This window comes from Psychrobacter sp. SWN149, assembly GCF_015864565.1.
Classification (GTDB): domain Bacteria; phylum Pseudomonadota; class Gammaproteobacteria; order Pseudomonadales; family Moraxellaceae; genus Psychrobacter.
Genome location: NZ_JADYWX010000002.1, coordinates 330,323 through 347,629 on the forward strand (window position 1 = coordinate 330,323; position 17,307 = coordinate 347,629).

Genomic DNA, 17,307 nt, shown 5'->3' on the forward strand with positions numbered 1-17,307 from the left:
TAGAGGTTTATATTGAATTGATATGCTGACTTGAATTGACGGAGCATTGAATCGGTTACGCATTTTAAAACGACCATGCTTAGTAAAGCGATTATGCAGTGCGTCCAAGTAACATTTTAGCTTTGCTCTTTTGCTCATTATTGCCTTGAGTCATCACCTCATTCAGCAACCGTTTGGCGCTATCGTACTCGCCCAATTGTAGGTACTGATCAGCCAACTCTAGAGTAACTTGATTACTATCAAGTGATTTAACGAAATCAAAGTCTGCTGCGAAACGCGATGAAAAATCTGCTGCTGATTCAATACCATCAGCATACGTGTCGTCTTCAACAGGCGCATCAGCAGTTGATGATAGAGCCGTACTATCGTCAGTATCAAAGCCATCATCGTCTATCAACGTGTTGTCATCGAACCTTAGGGGCGTGTTGGATTCGGCATTAGAGGTGTCTAAACGACTGACATCAACATCATCATTTAAAAACTGCTCTTCAAAGTTGAAATCAGCGAAACTATCGACTGCCGCAGTCGACGCTGTAGCCGTGTCATTTTCAAGAGCAGTATCCTCAAGAGTAACGGCACCCATATCATCATCTGCTTCGATGACAGAAGGCTCACTATTGAATGCAGTCTCAAAATCATCTGAGGTATCGAGACGGTCCAAAGACAGTGCAAAATCATCCTCGTCGTTTTGGAGATGAGCAATGGAGGTTTCGTCTATATCGTTAACGGCATCAGTTGCGACGACAGTATCTTTATCCGTATCAGCTGCTAAATCATCGAAATCTAAGACGAAGTCCTCATTTTCTAATGAGGCTTCGTGGTCTTGTATCTCTGAGTTTGAAGTGGTAGGTGTCGTTTCTTCAATAGGTGAATCAAAATCGAATTCAAAGTCACTGAAATCACCATCTTCGTTAGCGTCAGCGCTATCGTTAGTCACTGTGTCGAGAGCGTTGTCATCTACCGTTGATATCGGTGTGACGGGCGTCTCGCTCGTAGCGGCTGGCGTATCAAACCCATTTTCCAAATCGCTAAGTGTTAGATCAAAGCTATCGTCTACATTTTCAGCAGTAGAATTAATATTATCAAATTCATTTGAAAATGCCAAAGGATTGGTGGTGTCATTGAGAGTAATCGCAGAATCACTCTCAATGAATGGAGCATCAGCTATCACATTTGTCGTATTGGCTTGGCTGGTAGGTAAGTCGAAATCTAAACCGCCAAAACTATCGTTGGTCTCCGCTGTTACTGTAGACATAGACTGGGTGGCTACTGGAGATGCTGACTCTCCAATATAAGAGGCCTTTAGCTTATCAGCGAGGGTAATGGTGTGTGCATCCTGCTGAATTTTTATGCGGTCATAAAGAGTATTGAAGTTCTCTGGTTGATCCATCGTAGCGTATATACTGAGTAGCTTGAGAGACAATGGCCCGTCATTAGGTTTTTCACTTAGACCGCGATTGACCGTTTCCATTGCTTTATCATAGCGCTGCTGATCCATGAAGCGCTGCGCAATCATAATATGATCAAACCTATTGGTTTCAGTGCTTTGCGTTGGTGTGCCATAATCCGTTTTTGTCGTCGCAGTAAAAGCATTTCTTGCTGAATTTGCAGGCGGCCTTATGGCAGATTTTTGCGCTTTATTTTTGCGCAATACCAAAACAGCCCCTAACAATATAAGTACTAGCCCAGCGATGATATATAGCATATTGTCCATGAGTTACTCCACACCTGTGATCACAGCCTATCGTATTGATTCAGTAGGCGGTTATTGATTGCGTAATTTTTTAAGACGAGCTTGTAGCTCAGCCAGTTTTTGATTTTGTAATTGAATCTTTCTTGTATAGTCACTGAGTGCACTGCTGGTCTTCATCAACTGCTGTGCTTGTGAGGCAGTGCTTTGTCTTGATGCTTTGAGTGTGGCCAATATATCAGTACTGATGCCGTTACCAGTATTAGCTGCGGCTTTTGCCTGTGTGCCATCTGCATTCCCATCACGTCCAGGAGCGAGTACAGAAAACTGTGCTTTGGGTAGCGTTCGTGTTTTGGTGGTTACAGGCTTTTCGGGGCGTTTGGCTGCAGTAGATGTCTCAGAAATCGGCTTGGATGATTTTGGCACAGGCGTCATTGCAGTAGGGGTATTCACTCTGCGGCGATATTGTCTTTGAGCATTGATGGCCGCTTCTAGGTTTTGCTGTGAGGGTATGACATCGTAACTGGGTAGACTGAGCTTGGCATCGGCTTTTAATTGATCGGCATCTTTATTGATAAAGGCATCAGGATTCTGTGATTGGATTTGTTTCATCACCGTTTGAACGTTTAGATTGTTTTCTTGTGCAATCTGCTGCGCAATCATCCATAAGCTGTCGTTATTTTGTACTTGATACTGATGAGTGGTATTAGCAGTCACAGTGCTATCAGAAGGCGTCACGCGATTATTGAGTGCGACGGTATTAGATGTGGTGCTAGTATCGACACTGTCTGTTGGTATATTTTCTACATTATTGTTTGGCGTTGGCGGAGTGTTTTCTGCGACAAAGGTTGCATCGTTTATTTTACTACTTGGCTGTATTTGGCGTGTGACCTGAATGCTCAATGTATCAAGCGACTTATTCGTCAGTAACGGATCAGCTGTTATTGCCTTTTTGCTCGTATTGACCTCGTTACTACTGCTATTCGTGACGGTAGACTTGTCACTATTTTTGCCATTTAAAGGCTGATTGTTTAAACTCAGCGCAGAAATGCGTTTGTCATCAGTAGTACCCAAGTTATCAACAGCGGCACTAGCGTCTAAAGGCGTTTGATTTGGGCGAGAGGGCGTATAGGTACGGCCACTACTCTGTGTAGTAGCGGTTAGTAATGGTGCTTGGATACGAGATACTGGTAGGTTAGGCACTGGTAATCTAGACATGTCTAGGTCAGTTGTTGGCGCTGTCACTAGTGAGGTTTTCGGTTGTGTCCGCGTGGATGATGACAGAGCCGACATGGCCCCCAGTGGCGGCGGCGCGCCTTTCCGTAGCATTAAGGGTTTTGCCATACTGGGAGAAACGCTTGGCAAATTTGGTTTTTTGGCACCAGTGACGATATTCTTGGCCGTATTAATAGGCAGGCTATTACTCAGCGGCATCAGTAATGTTTTTGGCACCATGTTGCGCTGGCCGTTGTCATTGATCGCTAAGACTACATCAGCAAAAGGCTTGGATACCGGCTGTGACGTGGTAATGAGTACCTGGCCACTGGTGGCTGAAGTCGGTTGAAAGCGCACCGATATAGAGTCAGTCGGTGTCAAGCCCATCTGTTGATAGATGATAGGATTGGCCAGACTGGCAGAAAAATCAGCAGCTCGGATATTACTAATGCTAATACTGGCGACTAAAGGCTCGTGCTGAGCTGAGGTAACCACCGTTTGACCAATGGTTGCAGCTTGCACACTTGATATGAAAGATACATAGCTCACAGAACACAGCAATGCCATCGATACCGCGCGATGTATAGTAGTCAAGCGACGAGAAAGATGACAAGACATGAGCAGTCCTTTAGAGTATAAGTTGTCTATGCTTTTATAACAAAATACCAGTTAGTTTACCAGTTTATTTCAGAACTGTTGTGACTAATGAAAAAGTGTCTATTTATTGTTTACTGTGTTTTCTTATCGAGCAGCATCGCATCGCCATAACTAAAAAAGCGATATTGTTGCTCAATAGCATGTTGATAGGCATGTTCAATAGCAGCTTTGCCTGAGAACGCCGACACGAGCATAAGTAGGGTTGATTTTGGCAAATGAAAGTTAGTCAATAGTCTGTCTATCACACCGAATTTAAACCCTGGATAAATAAATATATCGGTATCGCCCGACCAATTAGACAGCACTTGTCCATTGATCGCCGTTTTTTGATAGGCCGTTTCAAGGACTCGTGTTACCGTCGTCCCAATAGCAATGACTTGATGGCCGTTTGCATGGGTTTGATTGATCATATCAGCAGTAGCTTGTGGTAAGTGCGCATATTCACTATGCATGGTGTGATTGAGCAAGTTATCTGTTTTTACTGGTGCAAAGGTGCCTGCGCCAACATGCAACGTCACAAACGCTGTATTAATGCCTTTTTCAGCAAGTTTGCTGAGCACTGACTCATCAAAGTGTAAACTTGCGGTAGGCGCAGCCACGCTGGCAAGTTTGGCAGGGTCATGGAACACCGTTTGATAACGAGTATTGTCGGTATCATCAGCATGACGTTCAAAATAAGGCGGTATAGGCAATTCACCATATAGCTCTAAATGTGGCAGGATAGGTGCATCAAACGCCAAAATAAACAAGTTATCTTGACGTCCAATCATCGCAGCGCTCATATTGCCATCCGCCAGTTGCAAGCGTTGACCGAGCTTAAGTGCTTTACTCGCCTTTATATGACACAGGGCAATATGCTCTTGGTTGACTGACTTGCCATTATTGTCTTCTAAATGCAATGTGAGACTCTCTAGATCAGACATACCCACCAAACGTTCAATCAGCACCTCAAGTTTACCGCCCGTATCCTTTTGCCCAAATAAGCGCGCTTTCATTACCTTAGTGTCGTTGAACACAATCAAGTCACCCTTACTCAATAAATCTGGCAACTCAGAAAATAAGCGGTCTTGTGCCTGTGCTGCTTGTGTATAAGCAGGTAAATAAAGAAGCTTTGAGGCAGAACGCTGTGCCAATGGATAACGCGCAATTAAGATATCCGGTAGCTCATAATCATAATCTTCCACGCTTAGGTAATCTAAGACATCAGGGTTTTTATCGGTATCGAGTGGGTTAGTAGAGTCAGTCATAATCAGTCTTTCGGTAGATAAGAATTTTGGCATGATTGTAGCAGAAATGGCTATATAGGAGGGTCTTTTACTTCAGGATTATCATACATAAAATATGATTGAAGTAGATAAATAGCCTAAGCACAAAAGTAATTAATCTCTATTAATATCATGGTTAACGATGCAACACGCCTTAATACTGTTAATTGAAGATAAAGGTAAGGAATGAGGAATCGCCTAATATTTACTCAAATAAAGTCAATTGAGGTAATAGCTGGCTGGCAGGTGTTAAAGAAGAAAAAGTCACACCGACCAGACGAATAGGTAGATGACGCGGAATGCTCAAAAATAGCTTGTCTAACCAATAATGTGCAGATTCCGCAGTGTCAAAGGATCTTGAGAGCGTATGTGAACGTGTGATTTGAGTGAAGTCGGAGTACTTTATTTTCAAGGTAATAGTATGAGAGACAAGCTGTTTTTTGTGCATCTGATTAAAGGCATCGCTATTTTGCTCATAGATCTGCACACGCAATTCATCATCATTGCTCAAATTGTCCGTAAACGTGGTCTCTGAACCAACGGATTTATGAGTATGTTCAGATTTGACAGGACGCTCATCGCGGCCATGAGCGATATCATGATAGAACTGACCGCGTTTGCCAAATTCCTGAACCAGTGTCTTAGCTGGCACACCTCGAAGATCTGCGCCATTACTCACACCCATTGCATACAAGCGCTTTGCCGTTGCTTTACCGATACCATGAAAGCGTTCAATAGGTAGTGTACTGATAAAAGCCTCGGCATCTTTTGGAGTAATAATGGCAGTACCATTGGGCTTGTTGATATCAGAGGCAATTTTGGCCAGCATTTTATTGAATGAGACCCCAGCAGATGCCGTCAGTCCTGTTTGCTCTAATATTTGTGCTCTTAGCCAGTTTGCCATCAATGTCGCTGAGCCTTTATGTACCAATAAGCCTGTGACATCGAGATAGGCTTCATCCAACGATAATGGTTCAACATGAGGCGTCAAGCTATACATAATACGTCTTATGTCGTCACTCACAGACCGATATACCTCAAAACGAGGCCTAACAAATATCACATCTGGGCATCGCTTACGCGCCTCATAACATGACATTGCCGAACGTACACCAAACGCCCGCACCTCATAACTGGCTGCTGCAACGACACCGCGGCCATTTGGATCACCACCGACTACTAAGGGCTTGCCGCTTAATTCAGGGAAGTCACGTTGCTCCACACTGGCATAAAAAGCATCCATGTCTATGTGAATAATCTTGCGAGGGCTGGTATGTATAGAGGTCATCATAGCTATCATTTTACCCCATATAACGACCATGCTTTGGTATCGATTATTAGACTCTAAACTACATTTTTGTATACATCAGTGTTAGCTAACAATAGTATAAAAATATTTGTATATATCAAAAAATAAATATAGTGTAAAATTAGTTATCTAGGAATAAGGAGGTGCACATATACTGATTGGGTGGAATAAAAGGTAAATTGCTGTTTTATATATATTTATATGCATATATAGCAAGTTATATTACTTTTCCATACCGTTCATCTTAAAAGCTTTACCACTTGTCATAAAAAATAGATTGATTGTTACAGTCATGATGCTATTACTTTACAATAAATTATCGATAGTAACAAATTGCTATGAAGAGTGAACGCTGACTTTTGTCATGCACTATCAGCTAAAAGGACAACGCTGATAGCTCATACCAAAACGATAAGTCAGAAACGGAGATATTGTCTCTCTAAGGACGTCATTTATAGAGGACAAAGGATAATTAAGGAGCTGATGATGAGTAAGTTAGAAGGAAGTGACTTGACCCGAGCAATGCTCGCACATGATGCTCAAGAAATATGGTGTGCGGTTTGTGATGAGAGTGATGAGCGTGCCATGACAGAGCTTTGTGGTAATGACTTTACCGCTTATATTGTCTCATTTCATGATGGGTACTTTTATTGTACGGGCGGTATGCCCTGGAAGTACGCTGTACCAATAAAGATAAGTGCTGTCATGCAATGTGAAGTAGCAGTATAGACATATATGTAATAGTAATATGAGTGGCATAGAACACACTGCCATCATAAGCAATAATAAATAGGCACAAAAAAACCTCCGAATAGGAGGCTTGTTTGTACTAAATATTGGTACCAGTGGTCGGACTCGAACCGACACGCTTATTAGGCAACGGATTTTGAATCCGTCATGTCTACCAATTCCATCACACTGGCATGTTACAAGATAATGTTTATTAAATAAATATTATCGAATTGGGCTACAGGGTTAACTCTGTATAGGCTGCGTATTATATCAGCATATATTTTAGCGTCAAGGATTATTTTCTATAAAATCGAAAATAATCCTTTTTTATGCTTATCTATCCTACAAAAGCACGTTCGACAGCATAGTCAGCTTGAACACCCATACGTGGAGATACTGTCAATCCAAAATCATCTAGAATGGCTGATACTTCAGCATTAAATGGCATGCTGCCACAAATCATGACACGGTCATCTTCTTTATTGATTGGCGGTAGACCGATATCTTCAAACAGCTTACCTGATTTCATCAAGTCGGTGACACGGCCTTGGTTTTTGAACTCTTCACGTGTAACGGTTGGGTAGTAGATGAATTTTTCGCGATACCATTCACCAAAGATCTCATCGTTAGGCAACTCATTTTCGAACATGTCGCGATAGGCCAAATCATGGGCATGACGTACGCCATGAACCAAAATAATTTTATCAAAGCGCTCATATACTTCAGGATCGCGTGCCAATGACAAGAAAGGTGCAAGTCCTGTACCTGTCGAGAGCATGTATAGGTGCTTACCTGGTAATAGATCGTCTAGTACCAAAGTACCGGTTGGTTTTTTGCTGACCAATAACTCGTCACCCACTTTGATATGCTGCAAGCGTGAGGTCAATGGACCGTCTTGAACCTTAATAGAAAAGAACTCTAACTGGTCTTCATAGTTCGGACTGGCAATCGAGTAAGCACGCAATAGAGGTTTGCCATCGACGACGAGTCCAATCATCGCAAATTCGCCATTACGAAAGCGTAAGCCATCGTCACGAGTGGTTTTGATACTAAATAGAGAGTCATTCCAGTGATGAACCTCTGTGACCGTTTCGGTGCGAAGTTTTGACATAAAGTCCTCGTTAATAGGTTGTTATCAGTATGGTTGAATATAAATGCGTATTAAATAAGAATTTTCAACGACGAGCAATAGACCCATCGGTATTTTAATATTGGTAAAGCCAGTTATCTTTTGCCATATGCGTGAGAGACATGCCCAATTATGCGTTGGTTTATTCGTCTATTTGGCATGCATACCATACTATCTTCGACAGTATATTGATGCAGTAGCGACACTCACAGTTTCTATAAATAGTAATAAACAGTCAGAATGAGCCATAAACATAAGGGGCTGTTATCAAATTTCTCGCTCATAATACCAAACTTTAAAACAAAAAACCGTCCAGCAGTGCCTCTTGAGCATGATAAAATGGAATATCGTTAGTGAGTAATTTTGTATCATTTGACAAAGTTGTCTGGTAAAAGCAGTTTGTCCTTATTGGCAGGTTTTTGGAGAGGTTTTATGCCGGGCGATATTTTTGATGGCACAGCAGCATCAGATGGCGATCATTGTGCACCAATCATAGGCTATCATCGTGCGCCGTTATCACAAAAATTCGGTGCACCGCGCCAGCCAAATTTGGTGCCATTAACTAGCGTGATTGAGATGTTACCACCTTACGATACACCTGCTGCCTTCGAAGGACTAGAGACTTTCAGTCATATATGGGTCAGTTGGCAATTTCATCATAATTATCGAAAAAAAGACACGAATCAGACAGATAGCAGCTTTCGCGCACAAGTGCGACCACCAAGGTTAGGTGGCAATCAAAAGATAGGGGTATTTGCCAGTCGCAGTATGTATCGGCCATCAGGATTGGGGTTGTCTGTGGTGACGCTTGATCGGATTGAGATAGTAGAAGGCCGCGTATTACTGGTCATCAAGGGCGCCGATATGATAGATGGAACACCTATTATCGATATAAAGCCTTATGTGGCCTACAGTGATGCGATTACGCATGGAGAAAGTGGCTTTGCGCCAACTGCGCCAGCGCTGCTAGAGGTTGTGATGACTACACCAGCCTATGAGCAGTTTATGACAGTAGTAAATGCAAGACAGACTGGTGAGATTGATAGCAATAACTGCGATAACGTTAATAATCACGATGACGTCGACAATCAAGACGCTAGCCAAACATTAAAAAACGCGACGATTGTATCGAGTATCCATAACGTACAGAGTCAATTGCTTATCTCTGACATGGCAATCATTCAAGCACTCATCGCGCAAGACCCAAGGCCTGCCTATCGCCGTAATGAGATCGACAAGTCTTTTGTGATGCGTTATAAATCGATTGATGTGAGCTTTCAGTTGATAGATTCAGGGCAACTACAGATAACGGCTGTGGTGGCAGTATAAGTGATACTATCCTTGATGATAAGTTTTCGATAACCATAGGTTTTCACTTAATAGAAGAAGAGATGTATGTCTGCCCAAAAATATTCGATTGTGATTGATTTGCGCTGGTGCTTAGACGAATTACTGGCGGACAAGGTAATTGATCAGCGCGGCTATAACTTAGTGATTACTAGCCGCCGTAATCAGGCACAGCATCCGCTGCTGACGATTAGTGAGTTTGGCTTGCCTAATGGTCATGCTAGCGATAGTGACAATAAACTGACGCTGGCATGGCTAAATCAGTGGCTCGCGGCCAAAGCAGACATGCCACTCGTTCGGATTGATCCATTAAAGATTGATGTTCCTGCAGTGACTCAGCTCATGTCGTTTGAATATGCGCGTTCACAGCATATCTTGCCGATCGAAGTTGGCTTAGCTGAAGTCATTATTGGAACAGATCAGCCTTTTTATACCGACTGGCACTCTAGTATCGAAAAGTTGATTAAATCAAAAACTTACCGTACGGTCTACATTAATCCCGAGCAAATCAATCGCTATCGTCAAGAGTTTTATCAAGTCACGCAAGCGATAGCAGGGGCAAACAGCGTACATAAGCGTGCCGCAGCTGATGTCACCAATGTCGAGGCATTGCTACAACTGGGCGACAATACCAACCCAGATGCAAACGATCAGCATATTGTGAGGGTCGTTGATTGGCTGTTGCAATATGCGTTTGAGCAGCGTGCCAGTGATATTCATTTAGAGCCTCGCCGCGAGACGGGTAAGGTGCGTTTTCGTATCGATGGTGTACTGCATACCGTGTATGAGATGCCGCTGGCTATCATAGTAGCAGTGACCGCACGTATCAAAATTTTGGGGCGGTTAAATGTCGCAGAAAAACGCAGACCACAGGATGGTCGCCTAAAGACGCGAACGCCAAAGGGATTAGAGACCGAGCTACGTCTCTCCACTATGCCCACCGCTTTTGGTGAAAAGCTGGTCATGCGCGTCTTTGATCCTGAAGTGCTGGTGCGCTCGTTTGCTCAGCTTGGTCTATCGGGTAAGCAACTTGAAACATGGCATGAGATGACCGCACATCCCAACGGTATTATCTTAGTCACAGGTCCTACAGGGTCAGGTAAGACCACGACGTTATATAGCACCCTAAAGCAGCTGGCCACCGAGCAGGTGAATGTCTGTACGATTGAAGATCCGATTGAAATGATCGAGCCTGCTTTTAACCAAATGCAGGTCAATCCAGGCGTCGATTTACACTTTGCTGATGGTATTCGCTCGTTGATGCGTCAAGATCCGGACATTATTATGGTTGGGGAAATTCGAGATGCAGAAACGGCGAACATGGCGGTACAAGCCTCACTGACAGGGCATCTGGTACTCTCGACATTGCATACCAACGACGCCCCAAGCTCACTCACTCGTTTGCACGATTTGGGCATTCAGCCGTTTTTGACGTCAGCGACCATACTAGGCGTGATGGCGCAGCGTTTGCTACGTACGCTATGTCCGCATTGCAAAAAGGCCATGGACGTGATGCCAGACAGCGAGATAGCCATTCAGTGGCAAGAGCTGGTACAACCTTGGCGTGCGCCAGTACCCGCGCAGATTTATACGGCGCAGGGCTGTGAGCACTGTCGACATACGGGCTATCAGGGTCGCATCGGTCTCTATGAGATCATGCCGTTATCCAATGAGCTAAAAAAACTCGTGGCAGCAGATGCAAATTTAGATGTGCTCAAGCAGCAAGCGTATCGCGAAGGGGTACAGCCACTGCGGTTGTCAGGTGCAAAACGCATCAGCGAAGGGTTAACGACCATAGAAGAGGTGATGCGTGTGGTGCCTTTACACTAATGCTATGGTCATTAGCTATTGAGAGCAGGTGTATGTTTGCTACTTGAAAACAGCACCCTTTATAGCAATCAACATGCCCTAGCGACTCTTAATTTTTTACAGACAATGTTCCAATAACGAGATTATTTATGTTTACAGATACTCATTGCCATCTTAATCGTTTAGATTTAACCAAATATGATGGTCAGCTGTCCGGTGCAATTGACGCGATGAAAGCTGCTAATGTCACCCGTGCCATGGCCATCATGTGTGATTTTGCCGAATATGATGATATCGCCAATATCGTTAGTACTTATAGTGATGACACCTTAAATTTAGGCATGAGCGTGGGCATTCATCCTTGTGAGGACATGAGTGTCTTGCAGTCAGCGACAGTAGAGCGTCTGATAGAGACTGCCAAGGCTGATCATGTGTGGGCGATAGGCGAGACGGGGCTTGATTATTACTGGTCAACAGAAAATAAAAAAGAGCAGCAGGACAGTCTTGCCCGTCATATTCATGCTAGCCAAAGCTTAAAAAAACCACTCGTCATTCACATGCGCGATGCCAAAGAAGACACTATCGATATCTTAAAAAGTGAAGGTGCTGAGCATGGCATCATTCACTGCTTTACAGAAGACTGGGAAACGGCGAAGCATGCTTTAGATTTGGGCTTTTATATCTCATTTTCGGGAATCGTCAGTTTTAAAAGTGCGCAACAAATCAAAGATGCCGCAAAAAACATGCCTAGAGACCGACTGCTTATCGAAACCGATAGCCCTTACCTAGCACCCGTGCCTAAACGTGGTCGACCCAATGAGCCTTCTTATGTACCCTACGTGGCAAGTTGTATTGCAGACATGTATGGGTGCAGTAGCCAAGAGGTCGGTGCACTCACCGCAAAAAACTTTGAGAATTTACTGGCACAGTATCATTAAAATGGTTATGCTATGACCAACCAGTCATTTAACTGACAATCTCATGGTTTCATTCTTTTTAGTATGCATAATACTGAATGTAACCATATGATTATTTAGAAAACATAAGCATATTTCCTATTGTGGTCCTTGAGCAGTCTTTGTATAAAATCATACTCTTATTGCCAATATACTGACATAAACGATGGTCGTATGCTTAATCTTGTCATGTTTTAGGAGAGATTATGAGTCGTCAGCATCAGTTTAAGGCACGAGAAGAGAACATTTTAGCGATGGCAGAGCAATTGCTACTTGAGTCAGGTGATGGTGATATTACTTTAGACAGTTTGGCAGACCAGCTTGATTTGGCTAAAGGCACACTATACAAGCATTTCTCCAGTAAAGATGAGCTATACCTGCGTATTATCATTCGTTATGAAGAGCAGCTGTTTGATATCAACCGTATTGATGACTGCCCATCGGCAGGCGTTGCTCGTATGATCTTTCAACAACTATTCAATCCACAAAAAGCCATGCTACTCAATCAAATCGAAGAGCGTCTAGCGGCATCAGTCACTGGATTGAATCGTCTGTTTGGCGAGCTGTATGATATTCGCCGTCAGCGTATGAAGCGTTTGATTGATATCATTAGTGCCTATCTAAAAGATGAGCACAGTAGCCTTAGCACGCGAGATTACTTATCGTCTATTTGGGCGATGGGTCAGGGCGGTGCAGGGCTATTAAATTCAAGTTTTTATCAGCGTTATCTGGGTCGCCGTGATACCTTGCGTTATGCGTTCGTCCAACAAATACTTGAGCTGCCAAGCCATTATCCTGCTGCCGATGACGAAGTGATGGATGAGGATATGCAAGAGTTGGTCGAGCAGATCGATACAGAGTCAGAAGAGCATCGCAATACCAATTATTAATGTGCTTATCACATGGCAGATAATACAATAAAATCTTTAAGTGTCCGTGCTGTCATATCTATTGTGGCAGTACGTTAAATGCTACCTGCTCACAATCGGCACATGCCTATTAGTTTTATGATTATCAGTATCATGACTGTCGTAGCCACTCTCAGTTAATCATTTTATATACCACCGCCTCATCGTAGGCTTATAGGTGCAATATGCCGGTCACTGTCAAAAATCAGTCCAGCTCAGTGATCAATCGCTCTGTACCCTTAATCAATCAGTTCTCACGTATTCATACCTTAAAGACCCTATCACCATGCCATGATGGTGACTTATCTTTCGTACCAAATAACACTCGCAGTCGCTCGTCTAGGCTACCAAACCACACACAGTCGCAATTAGGTTTTACCTTGGTCGAGCTGGTGGTAGTGGTCGTTATCTTGTCTATCTTTGCAGGTATGATGAGTTTGTCTGTTGGGAGTAGTGAGTCCCGAAAAAACCGCGCATTTTATGAGCACCTGACCGACTCCTTAAATTATGTGCGTTTGCTATCTGCTGAACGTATGCAGCCGATGGGCTTGAGTTTGCAAGCAGACAAACAGGGTCAAGTGTCGCCTGTTATTGTCACCTTATCAAATCCTTATATTGCTTATCAAACTGCTGATATCGCATCAGGTAGCACTGACAGTCAACCCAAAAACTTAATGGAGCTGTCTGCAGATTTGAGCGGCATGTCAGGCTCTACTGGAGAGCCGCAGCCAACACCGAGCTGGGAGGTTGAGCCAGAGGTGAGCTTGCCTGAACTGCCTGATGGCGTCAGTATTAGAGTTCAGAGTTTGGATGCTAGCAATCCATCAAGCACAGGACAGACGCTACAGCCTTGGTTCAGCAATCAAACCGTACCGCAGATATTGTGGTTTGGAACAGGCCAAGCAACCCCTGTGACCATTGAGGTACTTCATAACTCGCGACTGGTAGGGGACGTCATTACGATAATGCCTGATGGTAGTATGATGATGGGACAGGGGTTATAGTGGATAAGTTTTCTAAAAACGCTAAGCTGAAGAATAAGCCTATGTCTCTGAAATCTAAGCGTGAGAGCGGCTTTACCTTGATTGAGGTGATGGTCGCTCTAGCTATTTTGGCAGTGGTGGCAGTCGCTGCCAGTCGTGCCAGTAGTGCTTATCTGCGCTCGGTTGATATCTTGCGCACCCGCACACTTGCACACTTTGTCGCACAAAATGCAGCAGCCGACCTGCGCATTCAAGATACCTGGCTGACAGCCAATCGTACTCAAACGATCAACGCTCAGGGTCGTGATTGGCAAGTAACCATGACCGTTGGTGATGCTATTACACCCGCATTAAAAGAAGTCAATATCGCCGTGGCACCCATTGTAGATGGCCAGACAGGCAATTCCGTCACCGATATTGGTGTGATGCTAAGTAATGCTGAGCAAGACATGGGTAGCTTAGATTTGAGTGGGCGGGCTCAGGGCAGTGCTGGACAATTGGGGTCTGGCCTATGAAGTATCAGCGAGGATTTACACTACTTGAGCTGATGGTTTCTATGGCGATATTTGCCATGCTAGCCGTTGCAGGCTGGCAAGTATTTGATGGCGTCAATCGCGCACGTGAACGCGCACAGGTTTACGCTGACCATTTGGCTGTACTGCAATACGCCTATTTACAGTTGCAGCAAGACATGGGACAAGTGATTCCTTATCAGGCTTCTAGCAGCCAAAACACCAATGCAGTAAATAACAGTACAAATGCTAACGACAGCACTAATAGCAATGCCCAAGCAAAGGATATAGCACCTGAGCCATTTATGAGCTTAGATGGTGATCACGTCAGCTTTGTACGTTTTGCCGATCCTGATCCACGCTATCAAAGTAGTACCAGTGTCCAACGTATCGAATATATATTTACTGATGAACGACTGATTCGTCGCCAATATACTGGCCTTGAGGGCGATAGTGTCAGTTTAGACAGTGTGTTATTGGACGGCGTGACAGCTGGGCGTTGGCAAGCTTATATGCCAGAGCCAAGTGATAAGTTTCCCACTAATGATAGTGCGGATAGTAACAGTGCAAATATTGCATTGGCGCAGATGGTAAACGGCGCGAGCACTGCGCCAGATGCGGTTATGCTACCGAAGGGTGTCGCAGTCAGCTTTAACTACCAAGATATGCCGATCACTTGGCAATGGGCGCTTGCACCGCAAGCGATATCACAGCGTCCTCCAAATACGAATGGTCGCCCAAATAGCACGAATACCAAGGAGGGTAATGATAGTGGCAATAGCAATGACGATAATGACAACAGTGATACAAGCAATGGCAGTGTCGAAAATGCTAACTAATAAGACACTCTCCAAGAGAAAAGCGGTCCCTAACCTGAATCAGGTGTCTCATAATAAAAGCCATACACGTCCATGACAGGTCACTCTCAGCGCGGCGTCGCACTGCTCACTATCTTATTATTGGTGGTGAGTATTACTGTGGTGGCAGGATCAATGCTTGCCAGTCAAAAGGTCGCCATCAGACGCAGTGGCCTATTGTTTGATCAAAACCAATTGCTACAAGACATCAATGCAGGTCAGCAGTTAGCAATCACGATGATTCGTGCTGATAGCAAGCTCAATGATACTGATAGCGAGCAAGATATTTGGGCGCAGCCGATACCTCCTTATGCATTGGCAAACCATAGCATCAGTATTGAATTGCGCGATGAGTCTAGTCGTTTTAATCTTAATAATTTATATCAAAATGGTGCCGCTGACCCCGTCGCTTTGGCTATATTTCAGCGACTGCTGACACAATTAAATCTAGAGGTAGATATCGCAGTTGCTGTATTGGACTATCAAGATACAGACAGTGATGTCTATCAAGATGGCGGTGATGAGAGTGCGGTGTATGCGCAGCAGTCAAATGGTACAGCACAGCAAAAGCTACCAAATCAGCCCTTTGTTAGTATTGATCAATTGAAGGAAGTTAGAGGGGTGAGTGCTGAGGTACTAGCGGTATTACGGCCTTATGTTACAGCTGTGCCTTATTACGTGCCTATCAATGTGAATATGGCCAGTCCTGTATTGCTAGCAGCATTGGTTGACGGTGGTAGCAGTCAGCAGATGCAAGGGTTGGTTGATATGCGTGAAACCCAAGCACTGACCTCTATCGATGAGTTATGGCAGCTACCAAGTTTGAGTACTCTGGATGAAGCGCAGCGTACAGCGCTTGCACCACTATTAGCAGTTGACAGCTCCGCTTTTTTGGCACTGGTTATCGCATCTGATAATGTTAATAATACTAGTCAGACCAGACAACGGTTTGCCACTGTATTGATTGGTAAGACGGCAGCTAATGATGGTCAGGCTAATAATACTGGTAACAACAGTGGCAATAATAACAATAACAGCAGTACCAATAGTAATGCCGTCAATAGTAGCGCTATTGACGGCAAAGTGTCTGAAGAGGTGGAGAAAGAGGTGAAGATAGTCACGCAGCGACTATGGGCATTTCGACCCAGTTTTTAATCAATCACTATTAACGGTCTATAGTTAAGCTCAAATAATTGATATAGCGGATTTATATGGATTTGGCTATATCAGTCTCTCAGGCGTGTTTCTTCCGTAGATTTCCAGTTATAAGCACCATAGAACAACATCTGTGCTTGGCGCGTACAGTTATGTAGCATCAGCTGTTTGTTCTCTTCGATCTCTTCCATATCGATCTCATCATCATGGTCTTCTGTATAAGTCAGCTCCAACCAATCAATAATCCAAGAAAAGAACATGTTGACGCCAGCCTCGGCCAATAGACGACGATCATAGGCATTGATATGCGTAAAGGCTGGTTGTAATGCCAGATCGTCAGCCAAACTCTGAGCGTGCTTCTTAACCAATTCGTTGATGGCTTTTCTCACCGCTTCTGAGCCACCATAGCGTTCACTGACCAAAAACTGCCAGTAATAAGGCTGGTCGCTGACCATATGTAAAAACAATTGAATGCTTTTGGCGATTTGGCGATCAAAGCTACGCTTGCGTCCAATTTGTAGACTATCGCTCAAAGCCGCTAGCGTACCGCCCAATTCCTCAATGACCAGCGCGCGACCAAGCGATTCCATGTCATCGAAATGTCGATAAAACGCAGTCGGCACTACGCCAACCTCGCGCGTGACTTGCCTGAGGCTAATGGAGCTAAAGGATTGTCCTGTCATACATAAATCAAGCACGGCATTAAAAAAGGCGTGCCGAGTTTGAAGCTTTTTCTGTTCGCGACTGCTCATAATATTTCAAAATTGTCCGATAGGTGTTTAT

Annotated in this window: 15 protein-coding genes and 1 tRNA gene; 9 read left to right on the forward strand and 7 right to left on the reverse strand. The window is 44.0% G+C overall.

Annotation, left to right across the window (positions count from 1 at the left end):
* Window positions 1–91: 91 nt before the first annotated feature.
* The 4 genes from I6E86_RS04120 to dinB all read right to left on the reverse strand — a co-directional run bounded on the left by I6E86_RS04120 (window position 92) and on the right by dinB (window position 6,118).
* Complete coding sequence (locus tag I6E86_RS04120) at window positions 92–1,714, reverse strand: FimV/HubP family polar landmark protein (protein ID WP_197175535.1); 1,623 nt, start codon at window positions 1,712–1,714, stop codon at window positions 92–94.
* Window positions 1,715–1,765: 51 nt separating this feature from the next.
* Window positions 1,766–3,523: a FimV family protein gene (locus I6E86_RS04125; RefSeq protein ID WP_197175536.1), complete on the reverse strand. Its 1,758-nt coding sequence runs from the start codon at window positions 3,521–3,523 to the stop codon at window positions 1,766–1,768.
* A gap of 110 nt (window positions 3,524–3,633) precedes the next feature.
* Window positions 3,634–4,809 carry a tRNA preQ1(34) S-adenosylmethionine ribosyltransferase-isomerase QueA gene (gene queA / locus I6E86_RS04130; protein ID WP_227680527.1) on the reverse strand — a complete coding sequence of 392 codons (1,176 nt, stop codon included), beginning with the start codon at window positions 4,807–4,809 and terminating at the stop codon, window positions 3,634–3,636.
* Between the two features lie 223 nt (window positions 4,810–5,032).
* Window positions 5,033–6,118: a DNA polymerase IV gene (gene dinB / locus I6E86_RS04135; protein WP_197175544.1), complete on the reverse strand. Its 1,086-nt coding sequence runs from the start codon at window positions 6,116–6,118 to the stop codon at window positions 5,033–5,035.
* Window positions 6,119–6,622: 504 nt separating this feature from the next.
* On the opposite strand from dinB, the gene I6E86_RS04140 reads away from it, so the two are divergent.
* Window positions 6,623–6,865 carry a hypothetical protein gene (locus tag I6E86_RS04140; RefSeq protein WP_227680528.1) on the forward strand — a complete coding sequence of 81 codons (243 nt, stop codon included), beginning with the start codon at window positions 6,623–6,625 and terminating at the stop codon, window positions 6,863–6,865.
* Window positions 6,866–6,973: 108 nt separating this feature from the next.
* Here the strand turns inward: I6E86_RS04140 and I6E86_RS04145 are convergent.
* Both I6E86_RS04145 and I6E86_RS04150 read right to left on the reverse strand, forming a co-directional pair.
* Window positions 6,974–7,059: transfer RNA gene (locus tag I6E86_RS04145), tRNA-Leu, on the reverse strand.
* Window positions 7,060–7,205: 146 nt separating this feature from the next.
* Window positions 7,206–7,979 (reverse strand): ferredoxin--NADP reductase, encoded by a 774-nt coding sequence (locus I6E86_RS04150; RefSeq protein ID WP_194362995.1) that lies wholly within the window; start codon window positions 7,977–7,979, stop codon window positions 7,206–7,208.
* 450 nt (window positions 7,980–8,429) lie between these two features.
* Here I6E86_RS04150 and tsaA point away from each other — a divergent pair, with 450 nt between their 5' ends.
* The 8 genes from tsaA (at window position 8,430) to gspK (ending at window position 16,524) form a co-directional block, all read left to right on the forward strand.
* Entirely contained in the window at window positions 8,430–9,326 is an 897-nt protein-coding gene (gene tsaA / locus I6E86_RS04155; protein WP_197175548.1) for a tRNA (N6-threonylcarbamoyladenosine(37)-N6)-methyltransferase TrmO, read from the forward strand.
* A gap of 66 nt (window positions 9,327–9,392) precedes the next feature.
* Complete coding sequence (locus tag I6E86_RS04160) at window positions 9,393–11,174, forward strand: GspE/PulE family protein (RefSeq protein WP_197175549.1); 1,782 nt, start codon at window positions 9,393–9,395, stop codon at window positions 11,172–11,174.
* A 128-nt stretch (window positions 11,175–11,302) separates the two neighbouring features.
* A complete protein-coding gene (locus tag I6E86_RS04165; RefSeq protein WP_197175550.1) occupies window positions 11,303–12,091 on the forward strand; it encodes a TatD family hydrolase in 789 nt (262 codons plus the stop codon).
* 224 nt (window positions 12,092–12,315) lie between these two features.
* Complete coding sequence (locus I6E86_RS04170; RefSeq protein ID WP_197175551.1) at window positions 12,316–12,999, forward strand: TetR/AcrR family transcriptional regulator; 684 nt, start codon at window positions 12,316–12,318, stop codon at window positions 12,997–12,999.
* 203 nt (window positions 13,000–13,202) lie between these two features.
* A complete protein-coding gene (locus I6E86_RS04175) occupies window positions 13,203–14,021 on the forward strand; it encodes a prepilin-type N-terminal cleavage/methylation domain-containing protein (protein WP_197175553.1) in 819 nt (272 codons plus the stop codon).
* A 41-nt stretch (window positions 14,022–14,062) separates the two neighbouring features.
* Window positions 14,063–14,515, forward strand: a complete 453-nt coding sequence (gene gspI / locus I6E86_RS04180) for a type II secretion system minor pseudopilin GspI (RefSeq protein ID WP_197175555.1) — start codon at window positions 14,063–14,065, stop codon at window positions 14,513–14,515.
* Window positions 14,512–15,351, forward strand: coding sequence for a type II secretion system minor pseudopilin GspJ (gene gspJ / locus I6E86_RS04185; RefSeq protein WP_197175556.1), 840 nt, complete (start codon window positions 14,512–14,514; stop codon window positions 15,349–15,351). The genes gspI and gspJ overlap by 4 nt, the downstream gene beginning before the upstream one ends.
* A gap of 72 nt (window positions 15,352–15,423) precedes the next feature.
* Window positions 15,424–16,524 (forward strand): type II secretion system minor pseudopilin GspK, encoded by a 1,101-nt coding sequence (gene gspK, locus I6E86_RS04190; protein WP_197175557.1) that lies wholly within the window; start codon window positions 15,424–15,426, stop codon window positions 16,522–16,524.
* 71 nt (window positions 16,525–16,595) lie between these two features.
* Here the strand turns inward: gspK and I6E86_RS04195 are convergent, their stop codons facing one another.
* Window positions 16,596–17,276, reverse strand: coding sequence for a TetR family transcriptional regulator (locus I6E86_RS04195; protein ID WP_197175558.1), 681 nt, complete (start codon window positions 17,274–17,276; stop codon window positions 16,596–16,598).
* Window positions 17,277–17,307 lie beyond the last annotated feature (31 nt).